This is a genomic window from Methyloversatilis sp. RAC08, from assembly GCF_001713355.1.
In the GTDB taxonomy this organism is placed as follows: Bacteria; Pseudomonadota; Gammaproteobacteria; order Burkholderiales; family Rhodocyclaceae; genus Methyloversatilis.
On record NZ_CP016448.1, the window covers coordinates 3,543,082 to 3,563,258 of the forward strand.

At 64.8% G+C, this 20,177-nt stretch carries 15 protein-coding genes; 9 read left to right on the forward strand and 6 right to left on the reverse strand.

What is annotated here, in order from left to right:
* The first annotated feature begins 124 nt into the window (after positions 1 to 124).
* Positions 125 to 2,293, forward strand: coding sequence for a putative bifunctional diguanylate cyclase/phosphodiesterase (locus BSY238_RS16075; RefSeq protein ID WP_083224077.1), 2,169 nt, complete (start codon positions 125 to 127; stop codon positions 2,291 to 2,293).
* A 275-nt stretch (positions 2,294 to 2,568) separates the two neighbouring features.
* Here the strand turns inward: BSY238_RS16075 and BSY238_RS16080 are convergent, their stop codons facing one another.
* Entirely contained in the window at positions 2,569 to 2,769 is a 201-nt protein-coding gene (locus tag BSY238_RS16080) for an AbrB/MazE/SpoVT family DNA-binding domain-containing protein (RefSeq protein WP_223300174.1), read from the reverse strand.
* Positions 2,770 to 4,420: 1,651 nt separating this feature from the next.
* Here BSY238_RS16080 and BSY238_RS18950 point away from each other — a divergent pair.
* Positions 4,421 to 6,472, forward strand: coding sequence for a PEP-CTERM sorting domain-containing protein (locus tag BSY238_RS18950; protein WP_150123961.1), 2,052 nt, complete (start codon positions 4,421 to 4,423; stop codon positions 6,470 to 6,472).
* A gap of 138 nt (positions 6,473 to 6,610) precedes the next feature.
* Here the strand turns inward: BSY238_RS18950 and BSY238_RS16095 are convergent, their stop codons facing one another.
* Both BSY238_RS16095 and BSY238_RS19015 read right to left on the reverse strand, forming a co-directional pair.
* Positions 6,611 to 7,192, reverse strand: coding sequence for an HNH endonuclease (locus BSY238_RS16095; RefSeq protein WP_069040038.1), 582 nt, complete (start codon positions 7,190 to 7,192; stop codon positions 6,611 to 6,613).
* Positions 7,193 to 7,357: 165 nt separating this feature from the next.
* On the reverse strand, positions 7,358 to 7,573 hold the full coding sequence (locus BSY238_RS19015; RefSeq protein WP_083224176.1) for a BrnA antitoxin family protein: 216 nt from the start codon (positions 7,571 to 7,573) through the stop codon (positions 7,358 to 7,360).
* A 259-nt stretch (positions 7,574 to 7,832) separates the two neighbouring features.
* Here BSY238_RS19015 and BSY238_RS16100 point away from each other — a divergent pair, with 259 nt between their 5' ends.
* Together BSY238_RS16100 and cfa are read left to right on the forward strand one after the other, a co-directional pair.
* Entirely contained in the window at positions 7,833 to 9,779 is a 1,947-nt protein-coding gene (locus BSY238_RS16100; RefSeq protein WP_069040039.1) for an ATP-dependent DNA helicase, read from the forward strand.
* A gap of 116 nt (positions 9,780 to 9,895) precedes the next feature.
* A complete protein-coding gene (gene cfa / locus BSY238_RS16105) occupies positions 9,896 to 11,053 on the forward strand; it encodes a cyclopropane fatty acyl phospholipid synthase (RefSeq protein WP_069040040.1) in 1,158 nt (385 codons plus the stop codon).
* A 9-nt stretch (positions 11,054 to 11,062) separates the two neighbouring features.
* On the opposite strand, the gene BSY238_RS16110 is transcribed toward cfa, so the two are convergent.
* A complete protein-coding gene (locus tag BSY238_RS16110; protein ID WP_223300175.1) occupies positions 11,063 to 11,617 on the reverse strand; it encodes a hypothetical protein in 555 nt (184 codons plus the stop codon).
* A 161-nt stretch (positions 11,618 to 11,778) separates the two neighbouring features.
* Between BSY238_RS16110 and BSY238_RS16115 the strand changes: the two genes are divergently transcribed.
* The 5 genes from BSY238_RS16115 to BSY238_RS16135 all read left to right on the forward strand — a co-directional run bounded on the left by BSY238_RS16115 (position 11,779) and on the right by BSY238_RS16135 (position 16,758).
* The gene (locus BSY238_RS16115; RefSeq protein WP_069040042.1) at positions 11,779 to 11,988 is read left to right on the forward strand and encodes a DUF7661 family protein; all 210 of its coding nucleotides are present in this window, start codon (positions 11,779 to 11,781) and stop codon (positions 11,986 to 11,988) included.
* A gap of 24 nt (positions 11,989 to 12,012) precedes the next feature.
* Positions 12,013 to 13,080 (forward strand): hypothetical protein, encoded by a 1,068-nt coding sequence (locus BSY238_RS16120; protein WP_069040043.1) that lies wholly within the window; start codon positions 12,013 to 12,015, stop codon positions 13,078 to 13,080.
* A 96-nt stretch (positions 13,081 to 13,176) separates the two neighbouring features.
* On the forward strand, positions 13,177 to 13,701 hold the full coding sequence (locus tag BSY238_RS16125) for a putative signal transducing protein (protein WP_069040044.1): 525 nt from the start codon (positions 13,177 to 13,179) through the stop codon (positions 13,699 to 13,701).
* 6 nt (positions 13,702 to 13,707) lie between these two features.
* Positions 13,708 to 16,074 carry a penicillin-binding protein 1C gene (gene pbpC, locus BSY238_RS16130; RefSeq protein WP_223300176.1) on the forward strand — a complete coding sequence of 789 codons (2,367 nt, stop codon included), beginning with the start codon at positions 13,708 to 13,710 and terminating at the stop codon, positions 16,072 to 16,074.
* 408 nt (positions 16,075 to 16,482) lie between these two features.
* Positions 16,483 to 16,758, forward strand: a complete 276-nt coding sequence (locus BSY238_RS16135; RefSeq protein ID WP_069040748.1) for a cupin domain-containing protein — start codon at positions 16,483 to 16,485, stop codon at positions 16,756 to 16,758.
* Between the two features lie 103 nt (positions 16,759 to 16,861).
* On the opposite strand, the gene BSY238_RS16140 is transcribed toward BSY238_RS16135, so the two are convergent.
* Both BSY238_RS16140 and BSY238_RS16145 read right to left on the reverse strand, forming a co-directional pair.
* The gene (locus tag BSY238_RS16140) at positions 16,862 to 17,698 is read right to left on the reverse strand and encodes a substrate-binding periplasmic protein (RefSeq protein ID WP_190295034.1); all 837 of its coding nucleotides are present in this window, start codon (positions 17,696 to 17,698) and stop codon (positions 16,862 to 16,864) included.
* A 257-nt stretch (positions 17,699 to 17,955) separates the two neighbouring features.
* Complete coding sequence (locus tag BSY238_RS16145) at positions 17,956 to 19,713, reverse strand: PQQ-dependent methanol/ethanol family dehydrogenase (RefSeq protein ID WP_069040046.1); 1,758 nt, start codon at positions 19,711 to 19,713, stop codon at positions 17,956 to 17,958.
* Between the last annotated feature and the right edge of the window lie 464 nt (positions 19,714 to 20,177).

Consider the following 20,177-nt stretch of genomic DNA (forward strand, 5'->3'; position numbering starts at 1 on the left):
GACGCGCTGATCAGCGCCCGCAGATGCGGCCTGGCGCAGCGGGCTGCTCAAGTGAAGCCGCCTTGCTGCCGATACTCACCCACGTCCCGATCGGCACATGAGGACATCGAGGAGACCACACCCAATGCAGGACACCCCCCGCGACTTGGCGGCGCGCGAGCAATCGGCCTCTCCCGCGGTCACGGTCGCACTACGCGCGCTGATCGTCGAAGACAATCCGGTCGATCTTTGCGTGCTGCTCGTCCGCCTGAGGGCCGGTGGCTACGACGTCACGTCGGTGTGCGTCGAAACACCGGGCGAGCTGCGCGATGCGCTGGTGCGAGGGGGATGGGACATTGTCATCAGCGACTACCTGCTGCCGACCTTCAATGGTCTGGACGCACTGAACATCGTCAAGCGCTTCGACCCCGATCTGCCGCTCATCATCGTGTCCGGCGGCATCGGCGAAGACATCGCGGTCGAAGCGATGCGGGCCGGCGCACAGGATTACCTGCTGAAGAAGAACCTGCAGCGCCTGCCGGCCGTCATCCACCGAGAGCTGAAGAAGGCGGCGGCGCAGCGCGAGCAGCTGGCGGCGAACGCGGTGCTGCGCGAGAGCGAACTGCGCCTGCAGAGCATTCTCGCCACGCTGGAAGACATCATCTGGTCGATCGACCTCAGAACGCAGCGACTGGTGTATCTCAACCCGGCCGCGGTCAACATCTATGGCGTACCGGCGGAGGCATTCCTCGACGGCCGCATCGACTGGCTCGACATGGTGCACCCGGACGATCGCGAGCGCATGCGACATTCGCTGAAGGAAGTGTCGAAGGTCGGCAGTCTGTCGAGCGAATACCGCATCGTGCGGCCCGATGGCGAGGTGCGCTGGATTCATGACCGGGCGCGCGTGGTCTGCAACGATTCGGGCGCGCGCCTGCGCGTCGACGGCATCGCCCGCGACGTGACAGAACACAAGTTCAGCGAAGCCAAGCTCTACCAGGCGGCGAACTTCGACGCCCTGACCGGTCTGCCCAACCGCGCCATGCTGAGCGACCGCCTCAACCGCGCGCTGGTCCGCCAGGCCGACGGGAAAACCATGCTGGCAGTGCTGTTCGTCGACATCGACCGCTTCAAGGTGATCAACGACAGCATGGGTCACGATGCCGGCGACGAACTGCTGCGCCAGATCACCGAACGCCTGTCGCTCGCCCTGCGCGCGAGCGACACGCTGGCCCGCCTTGGCGGCGACGAATTCGTCATCGTGCTGCCCGACCTGCATCGCGTGGCCGACGCCGAAACGGTGTGCCGCAACCTGATGCGCGCCATCGAGCCGCCGGTCGAACTGCTCGGCCATCCGATCTACTGCACCGCCAGCATGGGTGTAGCCCTGTTCCCGAGGGACGGCGACGATGCGGGCACATTGCTCAAGCACGCCGACCTCGCGATGTACCGGGCGAAGAAGGAAGGGCGCAACACGTTGCGTTTCTACAATCCCGAAGAAGGGGGTGCGGCCAACAACCGGCTTGAACTGGAACGCGAACTGCGTGCCGCGCTGGTCAATGACGAATTCGTACTGCAGTACCAGCCGAAGGTCGATCTCACATGCGACGGACGCATCGCCGGGTTCGAGGCGCTGGTGCGCTGGCGCCACCCGAGCCGCGGCCTGCTGTCGCCGCTGGAATTCATACCGCTGGCCGAAGAGACCGGCCTCATCGTGCCGATCGGCACCTGGGTACTGCGCCAGGCCTGCACACAGGCGCGCATCTGGGTGAATGAGTTCGGCCCGCACTTGCGCATGGCGGTGAACCTCTCAGCCCGCCAGTTCGCCGGCAGCGACCTGGTGGAAACCGTCACCAGCGCGCTGCGCGACAGCGGCCTCGATCCGGGCAATCTGGAAGTCGAAATCACCGAATCGCTGCTCATGCAGGATGCCGGCAAGTCGGTGCGCGTGCTGCGCCAGATCAAGGATATGGGCGTGTCGATCGCAGTCGACGACTTCGGTACCGGCTATTCCAGCCTCGCCTACCTGAAGCGCTTTCCGCTCGACGTGATCAAGATCGACCGCTCCTTCGTGCGCGATATTTCGGTCGATCAGGACGACGCTGCCATCTGCGCCTCCATCCTCGCCATGGCGCACGCGTTGCGCATGGAAGTCGTCGCCGAAGGCGTCGAAACGATGCCCCAGCTGGCCTTCCTGCAGGAGCACGGCTGTCAGGTCATGCAGGGTTTCCTGTTCAGCCGCCCGCTGCCCGCCGCCGATGCGACGGCGCTGCTCGCCAGCGGTCGGCGCCAGCGGCTCGGCGGCGGCGAGTAGCGCTCGCCTGATCGGGCGCGGCCGCGTTACGACCGACCGGATGCAGATGAAGTCGGGGGAAGGCAGCTTGCGTGGCACGGGCTTCCAGCGGACGCGCTTGATGGATCTTGTTGATGTGGGTGTGCCGCTCGAATGACATCACGATGCGTGTTTACACTGCATCGGGCGACGCACCGGCAGGATGCTGCATCACCGGGCCGCGCGGGTCTCCGATCAGTTTGGACAGCGCGTTGGTGTCCAGTAACCAGATCGGTTGCGCCATCACGAGCCCCACGCTACTGGGTTGGCAGGTCTTCCACCTCGGGTAACCCTTTGGCCAGCGGCTCCCACGAGGCCTGTAGGTCCAGCAGACGGTTCGTGCGGATGCGCGTCAGGATGAGGTTGTCGCCCGCCTTGCGGTTCAGCACCCCGGCACCTTCGAGTTCGAACTCATGCAGGATGCGCTCCGCCTGATGGCAGCCATCGCGAAACAGCAAGTCATGGGGCTCGGTCGTGGTGCTCTCTAGCTCGGTTGGGATACTGCATCTCACATGCGCTGGTTTGGCAATGGTCACGTCGGAGGGTTTGTAGAACAAGTCCTACACAAAAGACCGGACAAATCGTGGTTTGTAAATTTACCGCTTATCCAATCTACATGCCATTTCCCGTCGAAGAGCTCGCTCCGGCAAACCCGGTTGTCCATCTGACACCGGATGTCTGCTTCTGAGTTCACGTTTGACCAGAACGTTACACAACGTGAAACGGATACGCATGATGCAAGCTGTAATGCTTATTCAATAGAGTGAAGTGATTGCTTGATAGGTTCTACGAACTAGGGGAAAAGTCATGTCCGGACGCGCTCCGCACGCAGTACGAAACAAGCGGCTTTCTGATTCATCTCCATCGGCGCTGCTTTCGCTGATTTTCTTGGCTTTGATTCCTTATGCGCAGGCTGAATCGGTGTTTTCCGCGGGAACCGGCGGTCTGACAGCGGAAGCTCCTGGCGAAGCAGGTACATCCGGTGGAGCCGCCGTTGCGAATGCCAGCGCACCGGCCGACGCAAACAATGAGGCCTTTGCAGTGGGCGGCGCGGGCGGCAACGGCGCAGTCGGTACGACTGGTTCCGGACAGGTGGCTGGCGGTAAAGGTGGCAATGGAGGGGACGGGGGCAATGCAAGCGCCTCGGCGACGAGCGTCCAGAGCGGTGGGCCAGCCGTTGCATCGGCGAACGCGACGAGCGGTCGCGGTGGCGACGGCGGTGCCGGTAATGGCGACAGTCATGGAGGGAATGCGGGAACCGCGCATGCGACAGCGCTGGCCTCCGCGTCGGGACCATTCGACGCTCGTGCCGCAGCGGACGCGCAGGCAACGGGTCGGGACGGCGGCAGGTCTCACGGCGATAGCGCGCGCGGGGCCCAAGGCGGCACGGGCTCGGCACATGCACAGTCAAGCACACGTGAAACGCAGGCGGGATCTCTTGCTCAAGCCAGCGTCCGGGGCGGTGCGGGTGGCGAGGGTTGGAGCGGTTCAGTTGGAGGTGATGGCGCAAACGTCAGCGACGTCAAAGCGTACGCGGAGGCGGATTCAGGTAACACCGGGGCCATCGCTACAGCCATCGCCGGTCGTGGCGGCGCCGCACTCGGCAATGCATCCGGCGGGCGCGGTGGTCATGCTGCGCTGACCAATGCGGTTGGTGGTTCAAGCGCGGGTAACCTCTCCCTGACGCAGACGGCGGTCGCCGGTCGTGGTGGTCATTCCCAGCAGGGCATAGCCGGCGCAGGCGGAACGGCCGAATCCAAGTTGGATTCGGGCATGCACTCGGGTACTCAGCTCTTTCTCGAGTCGGCTAGCACCGGCGGCTCCGGGGGGAGCACGGATTCTGGTATCGCAGGCAGAGGCGGCAATTCCCGATCTCACGCGTCGGCAACATCAAACGGATTGCTTTCAATTACGTCGCAAGCTGTTGCCGGCGATGGCGGGCGCGTTTTTGGAAGTGCGTCCGACGTAGTGCCCGGCGTGTCGGGCGGGCATGCACACGCGACCGCTCAAGGGGCGGCTGTCGGCGGCGTCTCGGCAGGCATCACTGGCCGGGGTGGTCTCGGCGGAACGGCGCTCGGCACGGGCCAGCGCGGAGGCGACGGCGGAACGGTGGCCCTGTTTGCCTCAGCGGAATCTGACACTGGTAACGTCAGTCTGTCGGCAACCGCTTACGGCGGAAAGGGCGGCTACGGCGGTGCAGGTGCCATCGGCGGCGCAGGCGCATCCGTTTCGCTGACCGACGTAGTCAATGGCCAGACATCCGGCATGCTTGCATTGAACCAGGGCGCGGTCGGCGGGGACGGCGGCGACAGCAGCAGCTTTGCCGGCGTCGCCGGCAGCGCATCTAGCCGACTGACAGCCGCCGCTGCTACGCCTTCCGGGGCTTCTTCCATACGCGCGAACGCATACGCAATGGGTGGAAACGGTGGGAACGTGTCCATCTATCGAGGTGGCCCTGCGAGCAATGGCGCGGATGCGTTATCCGAACTCAATGTCTTCGGTAGCGGGACCGTCTGGGCCAGTTCCACTGCTGCGGGCGGTGACGGTGGCGACGCATCATTCGGCGAACGCGGCTCCGTCGGTGGCCAAGCTACGGCAAGGGTGTACGGCCAGACCGTCGGCACGCATTCGGTGGACGTCAGCGCACGTGTCTCTGCTGGTAGGGGGGGGCATAACCGCAGTACGGGCACTCGCGGCGGCGATGGCATGTTTGCTGGAGATGCCCGGGCTGAAGGTCACTCGGTCGCGGGAAGTGTTGCCGTGACCGCCTCCGCACAAGGCGGTAATGGCGGCAATGGCGGCGCGGGCGCATATGCTGGCCATGGTGGTGATGCGATATTGATCAACGCCGTCTCTGGTAGCACGACCGGAGTGCTTGCACTCGAACAACGAGCCGAGGGCGGCAGTGGTGGATTTTCCGACGGCGGAACAAGCGGGCGCGGTGCGAAGGGCTACTCCAGTCTGTCGTTCAACGATACCGATGCGATCCAACTCACTGGCGTCAGCATCGCGAAAGGCGGAGAAGCCGGCACGTCCTCCGGGGGCAATACTTCCGATGGTGGCGATGCGCATGCCGTGGTCTCCCTTACATCCTTGCGCATCGGCGCCTTCACGAGCGCGAGGAGCGAAGCACAAGGGGGAAGGGTGAGCGGATCGCTGAGTCGCGGAGGGGACGCACGAGCGGACAGCTACGCGACTGGAGCCGGTTGGACAGATAGCGTGGCTGAGGCCAGGGGAGGAGCGAATACGGCGGGACAGGCCGGTGCGGCGAAAGCTGAGGCGGTGTCCGTCACGACGCTCGACAATGGTTTTGCAAGTGCCCGTGCGGCGGGGTCGAGCCCGTCGAATCAGACCGATGCGATCGCCCGCGCGGAGGCACGTGCGGGTGGCTGGGCAAGTGCATCAGCCGAGGGCGATGGCCGGAATGGCGAGGTGCATGCTCAAGCGACCGCTAGTGAGTTCTTGGGCAGCAGGGTAAGTACATCGGCCCAGGCAACGGTATCTGGGCAGACACGAGTCATGTCGATGGTCACGCATGCTGCCGGGCTCCCAAGCTATCCCGACTTCATCAGCGCCGGCACTGGACTCGAAGCCGTTTCGTTCGCGACTGGCGTGACATCGGCGTCGCTGATCGCGGATTCGGTCGACCCTGGCAGCTCGTTAAGAAAGTCTCTTGAAGAATCGTCCTCAGACGTCGTCATGGGTTACGGCATGATGGGCGTCAGCTATGGATCGTTTGCACAAGGCACTCAGATCTACAGGGCCAGCGTCGATTTCGAATTCAAACTCGACGATTCAAGCGAGGTCACCCTGAGCTTGATCGATTTCGGCGGCCAAAGCGGAGGCGAGACGCTCAACCTGCACTTTCTAGTCTCATCGTTCGGCGGAACCATCCTCGAAAACAACTTCACCGATCTGAGCGACGCAGCAAACTGGTTTTCGGATCATGCGCTGCTCCTCGGCGAATACACCGGGGCCGCTCAGTTTTCGCTGCAACTTACGATGATCGGCGATATTGAACAAGGCGCAGGTTTCCGCTACTTCATGTCCAGTACCGCTACCACAGCGCCGATTCCTGAACCGCAAATTGCCGCCATGCTGCTCGCGGGACTTGGGGTAATGGGAATGCTGATGCGTCGGCGTAGTTTTGGGAGACGCTGATTTATTGATCCAAGAGGCGGCCGCCAGAACGGACCGCTACCTCAGCAGCCCACCCAGCAGGCCCATCGCCGCGTGCAGCTCGGCGCCTTCGCAAGCGTCAACGGAGACGCAGCAACATCTTCCGCGCATTGCGCTTGCTCAGAGCTGATACGCCACCTTCTCCCCCTCAACCTTCACCTTCCCGGTCGCCTGCAGATGCCTGACGATCGCAGCCACCTCAGCCTTGGAAATACCCTTCGGAAAAAGCGCAGTAACCGTAGTCGTGAGTGTTTTCAGCGTGCGTGGCCTTGAATTGCCGCGCGTTTTGAGGTTACTGACCACCATCGCGAAGCGGTCGACTTTTTTCGGGGCAGGTGCTGCGGGGGGTTTGGGCGGCGTGGGTTTTGCGGGTGGGGTGACGACCGCTTTCGGCGCAACGGCGATCGCCACTGTTACGGGAGATACGACCGGCTTCGGTGTTGGGGCACTTGCTTTGTTCGGGCATCTGAAGTGCCCCTTCTGATTCAGTACGACTTCGAACTTCTGCTTGATCGACATGCTGCCGAGCAAGGTATTCACCGTCTTGCAGCACGCCACACAGTTGTCGTCGCCATTGGCGCCGCCCTTCGCAATGGCCATCAGATGTTCAACGCTCGCGTCATCCCGTGGCAGGGGCTGTTTGCAGAAGAAGCACAGGCCCCCCTGAACGAACAGGAGGCGGTCGAGCGGTTTGGTCGGCATGGACGCTGCGATCTCCAGTCGGTCAGCTGCACCGATATGCTAGCCGATCTGCGTGCGGCGATCCTCTGTGCATCGAATGCAAGCTGCTCTGGACTGCGACTCCTCCCATCGGACGTGTAGGGTAGCGGTTATGCAGCGCCAATTCCGGGGAGCGTCGCCGCGAAGTTACTTCCCTTTCAGATCAATCGTACTGCGCGATGCGGCGCAGTCGCGCAGGTAGAGGTTGAGCAGGCTCTGCCACGGAATGCCGGTGTCTGTGGCAAATGACTTGAGGTACTGAATCGAATCCGCGTCGAGCCGGATCGTGATCCGCCTCTCGAGTTGTTCAGCGTGGCGGGGCTCCGATGCCTCAGAAAAGTCCTGTTCAGGTTGTAAGGTTATGTCCTTTCAGAAAGACGCGGCCTTTTGGTCGTTCCGATGAAGCGGATCAAGGCAATGACTTTGCTGCAACGACGATACCGTTACGATTCACGGACGTGACGGACTGAATGAGGGCGTAGCCGGGACTCGCCTGACTATTGATCCGTTCAGTGCCGGAGTATGACAAAAGGAAATTTCGAGCGAGAAATCCGCGCTGCCATGCAGGTCAGCGCCAGGGCGTGCTGTACACTTCCGCCAACCTCCTTCCGATCGCTTCTCCGTGTCCGACATTCCCACCACCTTTGCCGTCGACGGCCCGCTCGCCCGGGCGATCGACGGGTTCACGCCGCGTGCGCAGCAGACGGAAATGGCCGAGCGGGTGGCGGCGGCGATCGAACAGCGCAGCGTGCTGGTGGTCGAGGCGGGCACCGGGACGGGCAAGACCTACGCCTATCTCGTGCCGGCGCTGCTGTCAGGCACCAAGGTGATCGTGTCGACCGGCACCAAGACGCTGCAGGACCAGCTTTTCCAGCGCGACCTGCCGACGGTGCGCGGCGCGCTCGGCGTGCCGGTGACGATTGCACTGCTGAAGGGGCGCGCCAATTACCTGTGTCACTACCATCTCGAACGTTCCTTGCACGATGGCCGGCTCGGGTCGCGCGAAGAGGCGGGGCATCTGCAGGCCATCGCGCGCTGGGCCAAGGTGACGGGCAGCGGTGACAAGGCGCAGTGCACCGAGGTGCCGGAAGAATCGGGTGCCTGGCAGCTGGCCACCTCGACACGCGACAACTGCCTGGGCCAGGACTGCCCGAACGCGAAGGAGTGCTTCGTGACCGCGGCGCGGCGCGAGGCGATGGAGGCGGATGTGGTGGTGGTCAATCACCACCTGTTCTTTGCCGACCTGATGCTGCGTGACGAGGGCGTGGCCGAACTGCTGCCGGCCTGCAATGCGGTGGTGTTCGACGAAGCGCATCAGCTTGCCGAGACCGCCAGCCTGTTCTTCGGCGAGTCGGTGTCGACCTCGCAGATGCTGGAGCTGGCGCGCGACACGCGCGCCGAGGCGGTCATCAACGCCAAGGATTTCAAGCAATTGCCCGAAGCCGCCGAGCGCATGTCCAAGACGGCGCGCGACCTGCGGCTGGTGTTCCGCGAAGAGAACGTGCGGCTGTCGGCGGCGCAGATCGACGAGCGTGCCGCGTTCGCGCCGGCACTGGCGACCGTGCTCGACGCCTTGCGCGAACTGGCCGGCGTGCTCGAAACCCAGGCCGGGCGAAGCGAGGGGCTGGAAAAGTGCTGGCAGCGTGCGCTCGATCTGGTGGCGCGCATCGAACGCTGGCAGGCGGGCGACAGGAAACAGCCCGAGCAGGCCGACCGCGTGCGCTGGGCCGAGGTGTACACGCAGGCGCTGGCGCTGAACGCCACGCCGCTGTCGGTGGCCGACATTTTCCGGCGCCAGATGGAAGACAATCCGCGGGCATGGATTTTCACGTCGGCCACGCTGGCGGTCGGCGGCGATTTCGGCCACTACTGCGGCGAACTGGGCCTGGCCGGCGCCGAGACGGCGCAGTGGGGCAGCCCGTTCAACTACGGTGAGCAGGCGCTGCTTTATGCGCCCGAAAACATGCCCGAACCGTCGGCGCCCACGTACGCCGAAGCGGTGGCGCGCGCCGCCTGGCCGCTGATCAAGGCCTGTCGCGGCGGCGTATTCGTGCTGTGCACCTCGCTGCGCGCGATGAAGCGCATCCACGAACTGATCGAGGACAAGCTGTCGGCCTATGACCCTGACCGGCCGCTGCTGATGCAGGGCCAGGCCACGCGCAGCGAACTGCTCGAGCGGCATCGCGCCGCCGGTAACGCGGTGCTGGTCGCCAGCCAGAGCTTCTGGGAAGGTGTCGATGTGCGTGGCGACGCGCTGCAGCTGGTCATCATCGACAAGCTGCCGTTTGCCCCGCCGGACGACCCGGTGCTGTCGGCGCGCATCGAACACATGAAGCGCGAAGGCCGCAACGCCTTCATGGATTACCAGCTGCCGCATGCGGTGATCAGCATGAAGCAGGGCGCCGGCCGGTTGATCCGAGACGAGCGCGATCATGGCGTACTCGTGGTGTGCGACCCGCGCCTGATCGACAAGCACTACGGCAAGACCATCTGGCGCAGCTTGCCGCCTATGCGCCGCACGCGCAGCGAAGACGTGGCGGTGCAGTTTCTCGAAAGCCTGGGCGGCTGAAAGCTTCGAGATTTTCCTGATCGGCGATGGTGTGGATTTCCCGATCCGCGCCAAGCTCCGCGCGCTAGTCTGGACTCGGTCTAGAATCGTGATTCCGAAGTGCGGGAGGTGTCGCCATGTTGCGCGAAGCACTTTTCAGGGGACCGCCGCAGGACGACACCCGTTCGTCGAAATTCCGCGTGCTGTCGGGGCTGCTTGCGCAGGCCGGCATCGAAGTGGACGGACCGGAACCGTGGGACATGCGCATCCATTCACCAGACCTGCCGGCGCGCCTGCTTGCGCAGGGCAGTCTTGGTCTGGGCGAAAGCTATATGGATGGCGAATGGGACGCCGACCAGCTCGACGAATTCTTCGCCCGGCTGCTGCGTGCGCGACTGGGCGAACGCGTTCAGCCGGCGCGCATCGTCATGCATGCGCTCAGCGCGCACATTTTCAACCGCCAGACACGCCGCCGCGCCTGGCAGGTCGGCGAGCGTCACTACGATCTGGGCAACGATTTCTACGCTGCGATGCTCGATCCGCGCATGACCTACACCTGCGCCTACTGGAAGAACGCCGACGACCTCGCGTCCGCGCAGGAAGCCAAGCTCGATCTGGTGTGCCGCAAGCTCAAGCTCGAACCCGGCATGCGTCTGCTCGACATCGGCTGCGGCTGGGGCAGCCTGATCGGCTATGCGGCCGAGCACTATGGGGTGGAATGCGTCGGCGTGACCGTGTCGCGCGAGCAGGTGGAGTGGGCGCGCGCACGCTACGCCCGCCTGCCGGTGGAATTCCGGCTGCAGGACTACCGCGAGGTCGACGAGGCCTTCGACCGTGTGGCCAGCATCGGCATGTTCGAACATGTCGGGCGCAAGAACTTCCGCACCTTCATGCAGGTGGCGCGGCGCTGCCTGCATCCGGACGGCCTGCTGCTGCTGCACACGATAGGCAAGAACACGCAGCGCGGCGCGACCGACCCCTGGATAGACCGCTATATCTTCCCCAACGGCGATCTGCCGGCGGTCGGTCAGATCGGCCGTGCGGTCGACGATCTGTTCGTGGTCGAAGACCTGCACAATTTCGGCGCGGACTACGACCGCACGCTGATGGCCTGGCATGCCAATTTCGAAGCCGCATGGCCGCAACTGGCCGACCGGCTCGGCGAGCGCTTTCGCCGCATGTGGCGGTATTACCTGCTGTCGTGTGCCGGCGCCTTCCGCGCACGCGACATCCAGCTCTGGCAGTGGGTGCTGTCGCCAGCCGGTGTGCCCGGCGGCTATCGGCGCATCAACTGACGCTGCGCATCAACCGGCATTGAAATACTGGCGGATCGCCTCGTCGGAGGTGTGGGTGTTCAGCTCGCTGACGTTGATCGACAGGCTGCCGGTAGCCCACAGGTAGTGTTTGCGGAACCACGCATACAGCTCGTCCGAGGCCTTGTCGATGGCGCCCAGGCGGCCCGACTCGATCAGGTACTGCAGCGCGCGGTCGGCGCCGGGAGTCTGCTCGGTTACGGCGCGATGCTTTTCGAGCGGCTGGAACAGGCGGCCCACATCGAGTGCAGTGACCGATTGCGGGCGCTCGGCCAGGCGGCGCTCCAGCCTGTCGATGGCGGCCGTCCACGACGGGCTGAGCTTGAAGCGCTGCCGCAGACTTGCGGTCCAGTTTTGCAGAAGCGCAACATAGGTTTGTTCGGTGGCCTTTTCGCTCATCATGTTGGCGTTATCCTTGTACGCAGTCGCGGAAGCATTCAGCCGGTGACGCAGACTCGCAGCCGACGTCCTCCAGTCCGCTTTTACGACTGCGCAACGATCCGGCTTGAGCAGCCGGTGAGCAGGTTGGCACGGCGAAACGAACATTTACTCGCGTGGGGTGCTCCGCCCGCGCTGCATCACGGTCGAGGCCCGATTTCTCGTGAATGATGTCACCACGAGAACCGCATTCTGGTCTGCAGACACGCATCCGGTCCTCCCCGGACGGGGTATCCGGATTTTCAGGCGTCAATCTACGGGTTACGCACATGGTTTTCGAAGTCTACGGACGATTCGAAGTCGAGGTTTGCGAGGAGTCGGGGGCGTGGGTCGCCTACCGGTTGGGGCCCGGCATGCGTCATCGCGACTATGACGTGTCCTTCCCGCGCGGGCTGGCCGAAGACCGGCTGGCCGAGGTGCTGACCAATAGTTTCCAGGACCTCGCTTCGCCGGGGCTGAACGTGCGGCGCGTCCGCTGAAGGCTGTCGCACCGAGCACGCGCCATGTTCGCCTCCCTCGCGCGCCTCCCTGATACGCTGGGCAGCTTCGGTCTGATCTTCTGGGGCAGTGTGCTGCTGGCGCTGCTGTTCGCCATCGGCGTGCTGATCGTGATCGAACAGCGCATGTTCCGGGCGCGCGGCAAGGGTGGCGGTGCGCTGTTCGTGCGACTGTGCTCATTGCCCATCCTCGCGCTGACCGTGGCCGTCGTGCTGCTCGTTGCGCGCACCGTGTCGGGCATGGAAGGTCTGGCGGTGTTCTATGGCGCGCTGTTCACGCTGGCGCCGCTGTTGTGGTTCGGTCTGCACGGGCTGGCCGGGTGGCTCGCCTCACCGCGACTGGACCGGGGTGAAAGTGCGTGGCTGGCGGTCAGTGGTCTGCTGATGCTGGCGCTGCCGGTCGGCCTCGTCAGCGCTCTGCAAATGCCGTACTTCCATCTGGTGCGCCTGATCGACGGCGCCCGCGTGGCCGCAACGGGTCAGCGGCCGCTGCCGCATGACGTACGGCCGGTGCTGCGTTTCCGACTGGCCGCAGTCGGTGGCGGGACCGGCGACCTCCTTGTTCAGTCGCTGCGTGCGCCGGCGAATGTGACGGTCGAGCGGGTCGAAGCGATGTCGGGCGGTCACTGGGCCGACACCGCGACCCAGATGCATGCATACATGTGCCGTGATGGCGACGACCTGCATTTCGCATGGCGGCCCGGCAGTGCGGTGCCGCGGCTCAGGCTGCACTGGCGTGACGGCTCCGGCGCCGCGCTGACCGAATTCCAGCCCGCCGATCCGGTTGCGCTGCCGTCGGCGGCGGACTTCGAGCCGCGCTGGCGTAGCGGCGGCGGTGTCGATCTGCCGGCGCCATTGCCGCGCGACCTCGTCACCGTCAGCGATCAGGCGGGCGCCAGCGGCTATTTCCGCGCGCTGCCGGCAAGCCTCGATCGCGCGCATGACTGTCTGCTCGGCGGTGAACTCAAGACATCGACGCCTTCGGGCGACGCAGTGAACGCATTGCGGATTTCGGTCGACCTCACCGCGACCGACCGCGGCTTGAGCGCGCAGTATGTGAGGCCGGATCCTTGATGACCGCGCTGCGGATGCGCTGTGAGCGCTGCAACATGATCTGCCCGCGGCGGTGATGTACCCTCCATTTCATTCATCCTCTGTGCACCGATCACGATGAAAACCCTTTACGAAGCGGCCAGCCTCGTGGAAGCCCATCTGCTGAAGGATCTGCTGGCACAGGAAGGCGTGCCCGTGGTGATTCACGGTGAGTTCCTGCAGGGCGGCATGGGCGAATTGCCGGCTGCGGGCCTGGTCCGGCTGATGGTGGATGATCACCACTATGGCGCGGGGCGCGCGGTCATTGAACGCTGGGAAGCCAGCCCGGTCAGCGACATCCCGGACGTGCCACGTCCTTCGGCCCGGGACGAGGCGTCGCCCTCTGGCGAGCAGTCCGTGCATCGGCAGCCACACCCGCCTCCGCAGCGGCGGCGCGACGGCCGCAACCCCTTCGGCATGTGGATCGCCGTGGCCGTGGTCGCTACCGCCTGCTGGCTGTATGCGCGCGCGATCGAAGCGGTTGAGTTGGCTGACGTGGTCGACGTCGACAGCCGCACCGCCGAGCTTTCGACAAGCGCCGGCATGCGCCATCCGGTGCAGCCGCCTTCACCCGGAAACAGCGCCGCGCTGCGCGTGCGCTGAGTGTCCGTGCCGGCTGTCACCGATCCGGCGCCGCCGCGCACCGGGCGCCTGCTCAGCCGCGTCCTCCTCATTGCAGTGCTGTTTCTCGGCGCGCTGTGGCTGCTCGATCGCGTTCTTCCGCCGCCGCTGCCCGGTCCGGACGACGGCTTCATCGTGCTGGCGCGCGACGGCAGCCCGCTGCGTGCCTGGCCGGGTGCGGATGGTGCGTGGCGCTATCCGGTCACGCTGGCCGACGTGTCGCCGCGCTATGTCGAGGCACTGCTGGGTTACGAAGACCGCTGGTTCCGCTGGCACCCGGGCGTCAATCCGGCTGCGCTGGCGCGCGCCGCCTGGCAGTGGGCAGGCAGCGGGCGCATCGTGTCCGGCGGCTCCACGCTCACCATGCAGGTCGCGCGCATTCTCGAACCCGTGCCGCGCACGCCGCGCGGAAAGCTGCGCCAGATGGCGCGCGCGCTGCAGCTCGAGTGGCGGCTGTCGAAGGACGACATCCTCACGCTGTATCTGAACCACGCGCCGATGGGTGGCATCGTCGAAGGTGTCGAGATGGCCAGTCGTGCCTACCTGGGCAAGCCGTCGCGCGCTCTCAGCCATGCCGAAGCGGCGCTGCTCGCCACCCTCCCGCGTGCGCCCAGCCGCCTGCGCCCGGACCGGGCGCCCCAGGCTGCGCAGGCCGCGCGCGACCGGGTGCTCACGCGGCTGGCCACCTTCGGCATCTGGTCACCCGAGGTGGTGGCCGACGCGCGCATCGAACCGGTCATCGCACAGCGTCTGCAGGGCGGCTGGCTGGCCCCGCTGGCGGCTGAACGTCTGCGCGGGCAGGTGCGCCGGTCGGACCGGCGCGGCCTGACCCGCGTCGCCAGCACGCTGGACCGCGAACTGCAGAGCACCGTCGAGCGGCTGCTGGCTGACCGCGCCTCGGTGCTGCCGCCGAAGGTGTCGATCGCCGCGCTGGTGATGGATGTCGACACGCTGGAGGTGCGCGCCTATGCCGGCTCAGCCGATTTCACCGACGCCGGACGCAGCGCCCATGTCGACATGGTGCGCGGCGTCCGCTCGCCCGGCTCCACACTGAAGCCCTTTCTTTATGCGATGGCGCTGGATGACGGCCTCATCCATTCCGAAAGTCTGCTGATCGATGCGCCGCAGGCCTTCGGCGGCTATCAGCCGGGCAATTTCCAGGCCGATTTTTCGGGGCCGGTCAGTGCCGCTGAAGCGCTGCAGCGCTCGCTCAACGTGCCGGCCGTCGACCTGCTGGACCAGATCACGCCGCCGCGCTTCGCCGCCCGGCTCGCCACGGGCGGCCTCAAGCTGCGCATCGCGACTGGAGAGCAGCCCAATCTGAGCCTCATCCTGGGCGGCGCCGGGGTCACGCTGGAAGAACTGGTCGGTGCCTATCGGGCACTGGCTGCCGGCGGCCTGGCCGGCACACCGCGCCTCACACCGGATGCACCGCGCGTCGAATCGCGTCTGATGAGCGAGGGTGCAGCGTGGATCGTGCGCGACATCCTGGAAGGCGGCGGCCACCCGGATCGCCCCTTCATCGAAGCGGGCGGCAGCGCGCCGCTGGCCTGGAAGACCGGCACCAGCTTCGGTTTTCGCGATGCCTGGGCGGTCGGCGTGGCGGGCCGCAACGCGCTCGGCGTGTGGATAGGGCGGCCCGACGGCACGCCCAATCCGGGGTTCTTCGGCGCCAACGCGGCAGCGCCGCTGCTGAAGGATATCGCTGCGGCGCTGCCGCGGGCAGCGCCTGCGCCGCGTGACCGGCCGGCGTCGGTGCAGCCGGTCGACATCTGCTGGCCACTCGGCACGGCAACAGCCGATACCCCGGCACCGCTGTGCCATCGACGTCGCAGCGCGTGGGCGCTCGCCGGCGCCGTGCCGCCGACGCGCCCGGACCGCATCGATGGCAGCAGTCTGCGGCAGGCCTTGTGGATCGATCCGGCCAGCGGTCTGCGCACCGTGTCCGGCTGCGGCAATGGACAGATGCAGGAATTCGCCCGCTGGCCGGTGCTGCTGCAACCGTGGCTTGCCGGCTGGCTGCCCGCCCACCAGCGCCCGCCCGACTGGAAGCCCGGCTGCGCGCCGATGGACACCGCGCCGGCCGCCACGCTGCGCATCGTCGGCCTCACCGACGGCCTGCGCCTGCGCCCCGCGCCACATCAGCGCCATGTGTCGCTCAAGCTCGCGGCGCGCGGCGCGCAGGGCACGGTGCATTGGTTGCTCGATGGCCGACGGGTGACGCCGGATGCCGGGGGCAAGCTGCTGCTCGATGACCCTGGCGAGCATCGCCTGACCGTGATGGACGGCGAGGGGCGCCATCACAGCTTGAGATTCGTGCTCGATCCGGCGGCTGATGGTCGAGTCCTGCGCTGACCCCCGGTGGCGCAAGCGGCTTCGGCCGGGCCCCTTGCTGGATGAGCCGCCGCTCCCACAGGGACAGCTCCCACCGTCGGCTCAGCTGGCGAACGTTGTCTGCGCCAGGCAGGTCGATTGCCGTTGCGCGGCGCGATCGGCGGAATCAAATCCCGACCTGTTCCGTTCGCGGGAATCCACGAACGGAAAATGCAGCCACGCCGTAGCGATGTGGTTCGTTTCTGCGATCCCGCGTGGACTGCCTTGACACGTACGGCAGCGATGGTGACGATGCGTCGCGCGTACCGATCGCGCAGGGCCCAGATGCATCTTTATAGGCGGGCCGCGGATTATCCGGAAAACTCAATTGCCCTGAATTTCGCTCCAGTTTTTTTTGCTCTTATTTGAATCACCAACCCGGGAATGACCATGTCTCAAATCATCGTTGAACACAATCCGTCGGAAGACAAGCTCAAGCAACTGGGCGTGTCGAGCTGGGAAATCTGGGAAAAGGAAGTGTCGAAATTTCCGCTAGATTTCGGCATGACGGAAAGCGCCTATCTGCTGGAAGGCGAAATCCATGTCACGCCGCAGGGTGGCGAAAAAGTCGTGATCAAGGCCGGCGATTTCGTGGTGTTCCCGAAAGGCATGAAGTCGATGTGGGAAGTGGTGAAGCCCTTGCGCAAGCACTACAAGCACAGCTGAACCACCGTGGTGACCCGATGATGGGTAAAAAAAAGCCCCGGAAATCCGGGGCTTTTTTCTGTCCGCCGGGCCGTCGACAAACTGAGCCGGCCCGACCGGGGCGTCAGGGGGCGCGATACTCGACACCGTGGCGCTTGAAGATGTCCTTCAGCTCGCCCTTTTCGGCAATGCTGTTCATCGCGGCCTGCAGCGACTGGGCCAATTTTTCATTACCTGACTTCACCGCGAGGCCGATGACCCACTGGCGGCGATTGACCAGCGGAAGCGGCACGTCGGCGATGGCGTAGCCGCTGGTGCCTGCGAGACCGGCCTCCAGTTCGCTCTGCATGGCCATGACGGCACTGACCTCGCCATTCTTCATCGCGCTCAGTGCTTCGCTGGCCGATTTGTAATTGCCGACGTTGTTGCGGTAGACGCCCCCATCTGCGGACAGGAGCACCGTGGCAGGGTAGGTTTCCACTTCGACGCCGATGCGCTGGGTGCGGAAGGCATCGAGCGATTCGAGCTTGTCGAGCTTGTCGACGTTGCGGGCGATGGCAAACTTTTCGCGGTAGTAGGGTGCGAAGAACATGGCCTTGTCGTTACGAGCCGTGTAGGTCGCGTCGATGGGCACGTGCAGCATGACATCGGCCGGGCCATAGCCGAGCACGGTGCCGCGCCACACCATGTTGCGCAGGTCATCGTCCATGTTTTCGTCGGCCGAGAACCACAGGATTTCCAGCTTCACGCCGAGCCGTTCAGCCAGCAGTCTGGCGACGTCGACGTCGATGCCGCCTTTGTCCACGTCGGAGAACGGGGTGAACTCCTTGTACAGCGCAACCTTGATCTGACCGCTCTTGATCACTTCGTCGAGGTCGCGGCCTTGCGCCCATGCGCTGCCGGCGAAGCCGCCCAGCCACATGACGGCACACAGCATGAGCGTGGTTAATCTGTTCTTCATTCCTGGTCTCCAGAGATATTGTGTGTGCGGGGAGGATTTACCGCGAGGCCGCATTTTTGCACAGCAGCCCGAAATCGGTTGCAACAACCGCCATGGCAACCCGAGGTGTCAGCGCACGGTACCGGGGGCGCTGCCGGGCAATCCTGTCCGCACGCGCGTCGACGAACCGGACAGCAAAGAAAAAACCGGCGCCAGAAGGCGCCGGTTACGGTCGCCCCAATAACGGGGCGCAAGGAGGAGTCTTCAGATCTTCTTGATCAATCTTTCAGCAGCTTGAACACCCACATCGAGCCGCCCTGGTTCAGGTAGGAAACCTTCTTGGCGACGTCGCCGCCCCACAGCGGGACTGCGCCGCCCCAACCGGCCGTCACGGCGATGTACTGTTCGCCGTCCTGATCCCAGGTGATCGGGGGGGCCACGATGCCGGTGCCGACCTGGAAGGACCACACTTCCTTGCCGGTCTTGGCATCCGCTGCCTTCAGGTAGCCCTCGGGCGTGCCCCAGAACACGAGGCCGCCGCGGGTCACCATCGCGCCACCCCACAGCGGGGCGTTGTTGCGGACTTCCCATACGATCTTGCCGGTCTTCGGATCGACGGCACGCAGCGCGCCGATGTAGTCGCCGCCGATCTCCTTGGCGTCCAGCGTCTTGATCGTGAAGCCGGCACCCAGGTAGGCCGCACCCTTCTTGTAGGTGATCGGCTCGTTCCAGATTTCCATGCCCCACTCATTGGACGGCACGTAGAACAGACCGGTATCCGGGCTGTAGGCCATCGGCATCTGGTTCTTGCCGCCCAGGAAGGAAGGTGTGGCGAACACGACACTGCCCTTCTTGCCGTCAGCGCCCGCGCTCGGGTCGCCCGGGCGGTTCGCCGGGTCATAGATCGGGCGACCGTTTTCGTCCAGACCCTTGGCCCAATTCAGGGCCTTGACGAACGGGAAGCCGCGCTCGAACTTGCCGGTGTTGGCGTCCAGCACGTAGAAGAACCCGTTGCGGTCGGCCTTGCCGCCCATGCGCTTGCCGTTCATGTCGAAGGTGACGAATTCATTCACACCGTCGTAGTCCCAGCCGTCGTTCGGTGTGCTCTGGAAGTGCCACTTTATCTCGCCGGTCTTGACGTCGATCGCGACGGTGGAGCATGAATACAGGTTGTCGCCCGGGCGCAGGTGGCTGTTCCACGGCGCAGGATTGCCGGTGCCGAAGTAGGCGAGGCCGGTCTTCGCGTCATAGGTGCCGCCCAGCCACGTCGCAGCGCCGCCGACCTTCCACAGGTCGCCCGGCCACGTGGCATTGGTCGTGCCGCTGATGCCGGCTTCGGTCTTGTTGCCGTCGGCGTCGTACCTGTAGCCCATGTGACCTTCGATGGTCGGGCGCATCCAGACCATCTTGCCGGTCTTCGGGTCACGTGCCTCGACGCGGCCGATGATGCCGAACTCGCCACCGGACACACCGGTCAGCAGCAGACCGCCGGCGATGATGGGCGCTGCCGACGACGAATAGCCGGCCTGGTAGTCGTCGATCTTTTCTTTCCACACGACCTTGCCGGTGGCCTGATCCAGCGCGATGAGCTGGGCGTCGAGCGTGGCGTAGATGATGAGGTTGTCAAAGGCCGCAGCACCGCGGTTGATCACGTCGCAGCAGGGCATGATGCCTTCAGGCAGACGGTGTTCGTAGGTCCACAGGCGCTTGCCGGTCTTGGCATCGAGCGCGAACACGCGGGAGTACGAGGCGGTGACGAACATCTTGCCGTCGATGATGAGCGGCTGCGCTTCCTGACCGCGCTGCTTTTCGCCGCCATACGAATACGACCAGGCGGGCACCAGACGCTTCACATTCTTCGGAGTGATCTGCTTGAGCGGGCTGAAACGCTGACCCTCGGTTCCCATGCCCCACGAAAGAACGTTACCTGTGGTTTTGGCGTCATTCACGATGTCGGCGTCCGTCACACCGGCATACGCGATGGAGCTGTGCGCGCAGGCGGTGAGGACGAGCGCTGCAAGAGCAGTTCTTTTCATGGATGGTCTCCTCTGATTTGGATCAGTCGTCTGACTGTCGGATTTTTCGTCGCAACGAGCGACGCCCAAGTGTTGCAAAACGCATGCCATTTATCGGGGTTGCACCAAAATTCCGGCTCGGGATCGCCAGGCGGGCGGCTGTTCCGGCAGGCATGGCAAAGCCCGGGAGAAGGGATGTCTTCCCTGAGCCGCGCGGACAAAGGCCCTGCGGTGGGTAGGTCTTCTGGCGGAGTGCGGATGCGGCGTGGATAACGGAACGAGACGGGCGGTCGCGTTCGCGCCGGACAACTTCCGGTGACGGTTGCACAAGCGGCTGACCCGTCCGGATTTCAACCGATTCATGCAAATCGTTCGTACAGATATCGAACGTCCGCCAGAGGGGTTGTCCCGGCGAGGGCAGGGTGACGCCCCGATTCATCGGGGATTTCTTCACCGCTGCCACCGGCGCATCAGCACGTTCTGGG

Coding starts and splice junctions, on each gene's coding strand:
- BSY238_RS16095 (WP_069040038.1), bottom strand. CDS start 7,192: ATGCCGACCAAACCGCTCGACCGCCTCCTGTTCGTTCAGGGGGGCCTG.
- BSY238_RS16110 (WP_223300175.1), bottom strand. CDS start 11,617: ATGTTCGTTTCGCCGTGCCAACCTGCTCACCGGCTGCTCAAGCCGGAT.
- BSY238_RS16140 (WP_190295034.1), bottom strand. CDS start 17,698: ATGAAGAACAGATTAACCACGCTCATGCTGTGTGCCGTCATGTGGCTG.
- BSY238_RS16125 (WP_069040044.1), top strand. CDS start 13,177: ATGAAAACCCTTTACGAAGCGGCCAGCCTCGTGGAAGCCCATCTGCTG.
- BSY238_RS16145 (WP_069040046.1), bottom strand. CDS start 19,713: ATGAAAAGAACTGCTCTTGCAGCGCTCGTCCTCACCGCCTGCGCGCAC.
- BSY238_RS16120 (WP_069040043.1), top strand. CDS start 12,013: ATGTTCGCCTCCCTCGCGCGCCTCCCTGATACGCTGGGCAGCTTCGGT.
- BSY238_RS16135 (WP_069040748.1), top strand. CDS start 16,483: ATGTCTCAAATCATCGTTGAACACAATCCGTCGGAAGACAAGCTCAAG.
- BSY238_RS16115 (WP_069040042.1), top strand. CDS start 11,779: ATGGTTTTCGAAGTCTACGGACGATTCGAAGTCGAGGTTTGCGAGGAG.
- BSY238_RS16075 (WP_083224077.1), top strand. CDS start 125: ATGCAGGACACCCCCCGCGACTTGGCGGCGCGCGAGCAATCGGCCTCT.
- cfa (WP_069040040.1), top strand. CDS start 9,896: ATGTTGCGCGAAGCACTTTTCAGGGGACCGCCGCAGGACGACACCCGT.